Source organism: Faecalicatena contorta (genome assembly GCF_021531995.1).
GTDB lineage: Bacteria > Bacillota > Clostridia > Lachnospirales > Lachnospiraceae > Dorea_A > Dorea_A contorta_A.
On record NZ_JAFBIZ010000163.1, the window covers coordinates 1 to 4,326 of the forward strand.

Consider the following 4,326-nt stretch of genomic DNA (forward strand, 5'->3'; position numbering starts at 1 on the left):
ATATAACACATATTATTAGCACTGTCAATAGGTGAGTGCTAATTTTTTGAAAATGTGTAAGTGAAAAGAGTCATATATCCATTTACTCATTTATTCTCAGGATATTCAGCCAAAAGATGTGTTATAATACAGTATGAGGTGATTATAAGACGATGAATATCAGGGATTTGAAAGTATTTATTGTGGTGGCGGAAGAAAAGCAGCTTACAAAAGCGTCAAAGCTTCTGTACATGACTCCGCAGGGAATCAGTAAGGTGATTAAAAATCTGGAAACGGAATGTGACTGTATCCTTTTCTTGAGGACTGGAAGTGGGATGGAGCTTTCGGAATGTGGGAAACGATTTCTTGAATATGCAAAAACGGAATATAAAGAATATCATAGTATGAGAAAGGATATTCTTAAAATCCGGCAGAAAGAGCATGGAGTGGTTGATCTGCTTTCGGCATTTGGAATCTTGCGTCTGGTTACGCCGGAGTGTCTGATGGATTTTCAAAAGAGATATCCGGATATAGAACTCCATTACAGAGAGTGCCCGGACAGGCAGATCGAGCGCTGGTTTCAGTCTGGAGAGGGCAATGTTATGTTTAATCAGGCCCCATGTGATGAGGAGTTATATGATGTGCTGGAACTGGCATCTTATCCGGTAAAACTGCTGGTTCATAAAAAGCATCCTCTCAGCAGCAAGCGTGCGGCTACCATACAGGATTTGAGAGGCGAACCCCTGTATATTGAAAGCAGAGAATTCAAGATTCACCACATGATTGTAGATCGATGCCGGGAAGAGGGATTTGAACCGGATATTGTATTTGAAGCGAGCGGCTTCAGCCTGTGTCATAAGATGGTGAGAGAAAATAAAGGAATCTCTGTCACAGTGGACTTTATATCGGATGATATGGGACATGACGATCTGGTTCTGCTTCCGTTTGAAGATGGAAGTTATGAATGGAAGATCTGTATGGTGACACGAAAGCATGAAGCAATCGGAAACGGGGTTGATATATTTCAGAAACATATCAAAAGCTGGATGGATAATATTAACACCGGATGTATCAGCAGATAATTGATAAATTGAAACAAATGGTTGATAAGGCTCTTAAAATTCCCTGTTTTGTACAAAAACAGAAAATGGTGCAGAGCCTTTTTTTGTGCTTTTTTATTCATATAGTATATAAAAATAATCTTATTGATAATATTAATAGGTAGGGAGAATAAGTTTATGATAAAATGAAAAGAAATAGAATTGTTTGAAGAGGAGGAATCATAATGAAAATTGGTGTAACAGAGATCAGTCCAAGAGCGGTACAGCAGGTGGCAGAGAAAAAGTTTAAAGAGGGCTATTATTGCTGTGAGGCACTTATCAGTGCAATCCGTGAAGAATTTAAGCTGGATGTTCCGGAAGAAGTGATTGCTATGGCATCCGGTATGGCGGTTGGTGCAGGAAAGTCCGGCTGCGTATGCGGCGCATTTAATGGTGGAATTCTTGCACTTGGAATGTTCTTTGGACGTACGGAGCAGGATGGACCTACGAATCCGAAGAGTGTGAAATGTATGGAACTGACGAAAGAACTTCATGACTGGTTCAAAGTTGCAAATCAAAAGAATGCAATCTGCTGCAGAGTTCTGACGAAAGAATTTGACAAGGGACGCGGAGAGCATAAAGAGCAGTGTATTTTCTTTACCGGTCTGTGTACCTGGAAGGTAGCTCAGATTGTCTGTCGTGAACTGGGAATTAAGAATCTGGATGAGATCGACGAACCGGCTCCGAGACGTACCGTTGCAGAGATTTAATCAGGGTGCGTCAAGATTCGCAGGTGAATCTTGGCAGGATAAAATTAAGATTGTGACAGAAAGGATTATTACGACATGAAAGATATAATTAAAAAAGTACCGGTGCCGCTTTGTGGCGTGATGCTTGGACTGGCTGCACTGGGCAATCTGCTGCAGAGTTACGGGGAAGGAATTCGTTATGTGTGCGGAATCGTCGCAGCACTCTTACTTGTTCTGATATTGCTGAAACTGGTCATGTTCCCACAGATGCTTAAAGAAGATATGCAGAATCCGATTATGGCCAGTGTATCCGGAACATTTCCGATGGCACTGATGCTTCTCAGTACGTATGTGAAGCCATTGATCGGACCGGCGGCCATGTACATCTGGTATTTTGCCATTCTTCTGCATATTGTTCTGATCGTATATTTTACGGCAAAATTTGTTCTGAAGCTGCAGCTTCCGAAAGTATTTGCAAGTTATTATATTGTATATGTTGGAATTGTTGTGGCATCTGTTACCGCACCTGCATATGAGAAGACCGGACTTGGTACGGCAGTTTTCTGGTTCGGATTTGTAACCTTGATCCTGCTTCTGGTGCTTGTGACCGTGCGTTATGTGAAGTGCCCGGAGATTCCGGAGCCGGCCAGGCCGCTGATCTGTATCTATGCGGCACCGACGAGTCTCTGCATTGCAGGATATGTACAGTCTGTGACACCGAAGTCCAGAGGATTTTTGCTTGCAATGTTTGCTGTGGCGACCGTGTTATATATTTTCTCCCTGATTAAGGCAGTGGGATATCTGAAGCTGAAATTTTATCCGAGTTATGCAGCTTTTACGTTCCCATTTGTGATCAGCGCGATTGCATCCAAGCAGACCATGGCATGCCTTGCCAATATGGGAACACCGATGCCGGTGCTTCAGTATGTAGTGTTTATTGAGACCATAATTGCGGTAGTGTTTGTAGTATATACGCTGATTCGTTTTTTGGGATTTTTGTTTGTGTCAAATAAATAGAAAAGATTTTTGAAAACGAATGCTGTGATAAGTATAAGGGATTGTTGCAAAATATGTTTTTGTCATTTTGCAACAATCCCTTTCGCCTTTTATCGTTCGTTCAGGTTGTGAAATTCCGTGTGTCTTCCCACATATTTGTAAGCAGGACGGATAATCTTGCCGGCATTGATCAGTTCTTCCAGGCGATGCGCACTCCATCCGGGCATACGTGCAATTGCGAAGATTGGAGTGAAGAGTTCTTCTGGAATATCCAGCATAGAGTATACAAATCCACTGTAAAAATCAACATTGGCGCAGACATTCTTGAAGAGCTTGCGATGCTCCATGATCAGTTGTCCTGCCAGGCGTTCTACCAGTTCGTACAGTGCGAACTCTTCCATCAGTCCTTTTTCTTCCGCAAGTGCTTTTGCAAATTTTTTCAGTATGACCTCACGTGGGTCGGAAAGGGTATATACTGCATGTCCCATACCGTAGATCAGTCCGGAATGATCGAAGACTTCCTTGTTCAGAATCTTATTCAGGTAAGCAGCGACTTCTTCTTCGTTGGTCCAGTCACTGATGTGAGTTTTGATGTCCGCAAACATATTCTGTACTTTCAGGTTGGCACCACCATGACGGGGACCTTTCAGAGATCCGATAGATGCAGCTGTGGAAGAGTATGTATCCGTTCCGGAAGAGGTGACAACGTGAGTGGTAAATGTTGAATTATTACCACCTCCGTGTTCCGCGTGCAGAATAAGTGCGATATCCAGAACTTTCGCTTCCAATTCTGTGTACTGGCTGTCCGGGCGAAGCATCAGAAGAATATTTTCTGCCAGTGACAGACCTTTCTGAGGATTGCGGATCAACAGAGTTTCATCCTTTCGAAAATGTCGATATGAATGATAGGAGTAGACTGCAATCAGTGGCAGTTTGGCAATCAGTTCCAGTGACTGGCGCAGTACATTGGACGGAGTAATGTTTTCAGGATCCGAGTCGTAGGTATAAAGAGTCAGAATGCAGCGCTGCATGGCATTCATAATGTTTTCACTGGAAGCTTTCATAACGACGTCACGGACAAAACGGCCGCTCAGTGTCTGCAGATCGAACATAACATCCAGAAACATACTCAGTTCTTTCGGAGATGGAAGTTTCCCGAACAGAAGAAGATAGATCGTTTCCTCAAATCCATACTTTCTTCCCTGGAGACCGTTGATCAGTTCTTTTACGTTAATTCCCTGATAGTAGAGTTCACCGTCTGCCGGGATCATACGTCCGTTGATGAGATTGTAGGCACATACGTCGGAGACTTCGGTGAGCCCGGTCAGGACACCTTTACCTGCAGAGTCACGAAGTCCACGCTTGACATCGTACTCTATATAAAGATTAGGATCGATCTGGTGGTTTCTCATAAGCTCTTTTTCCAATAATTCCATATTTAATTTCAGGCTTTCCAGTTGCTGCGGTTCTTCAAGATTCATAATTACGTTTTCCGGCATACATCTTCCCTCTTTTCTTAATAATGAAAAAACACCTATTACAATATCACTTCATCGTAATGG

Annotated in this window: 4 protein-coding genes; 3 read left to right on the forward strand and 1 reads right to left on the reverse strand. The window is 42.8% G+C overall.

Annotated features, from left to right (window positions below; all coding sequences use genetic code 11):
- Window positions 1-152: 152 nt before the first annotated feature.
- The 3 genes from JQM82_RS14500 (at window position 153) to JQM82_RS14510 (ending at window position 2,785) form a co-directional block, all read left to right on the forward strand.
- Window positions 153-1,061: a LysR family transcriptional regulator gene (locus JQM82_RS14500; protein ID WP_235251111.1), complete on the forward strand. Its 909-nt coding sequence runs from the start codon at window positions 153-155 to the stop codon at window positions 1,059-1,061.
- 203 nt (window positions 1,062-1,264) lie between these two features.
- Window positions 1,265-1,789 (forward strand): C-GCAxxG-C-C family protein, encoded by a 525-nt coding sequence (locus JQM82_RS14505; protein WP_235251113.1) that lies wholly within the window; start codon window positions 1,265-1,267, stop codon window positions 1,787-1,789.
- Between the two features lie 75 nt (window positions 1,790-1,864).
- A complete protein-coding gene (locus tag JQM82_RS14510) occupies window positions 1,865-2,785 on the forward strand; it encodes a TDT family transporter (RefSeq protein WP_235251114.1) in 921 nt (306 codons plus the stop codon).
- A gap of 89 nt (window positions 2,786-2,874) precedes the next feature.
- Here JQM82_RS14510 and JQM82_RS14515 read toward each other — a convergent pair whose 3' ends face one another.
- Window positions 2,875-4,263, reverse strand: a complete 1,389-nt coding sequence (locus JQM82_RS14515; protein WP_235251115.1) for a citrate/2-methylcitrate synthase — start codon at window positions 4,261-4,263, stop codon at window positions 2,875-2,877.
- Window positions 4,264-4,326 lie beyond the last annotated feature (63 nt).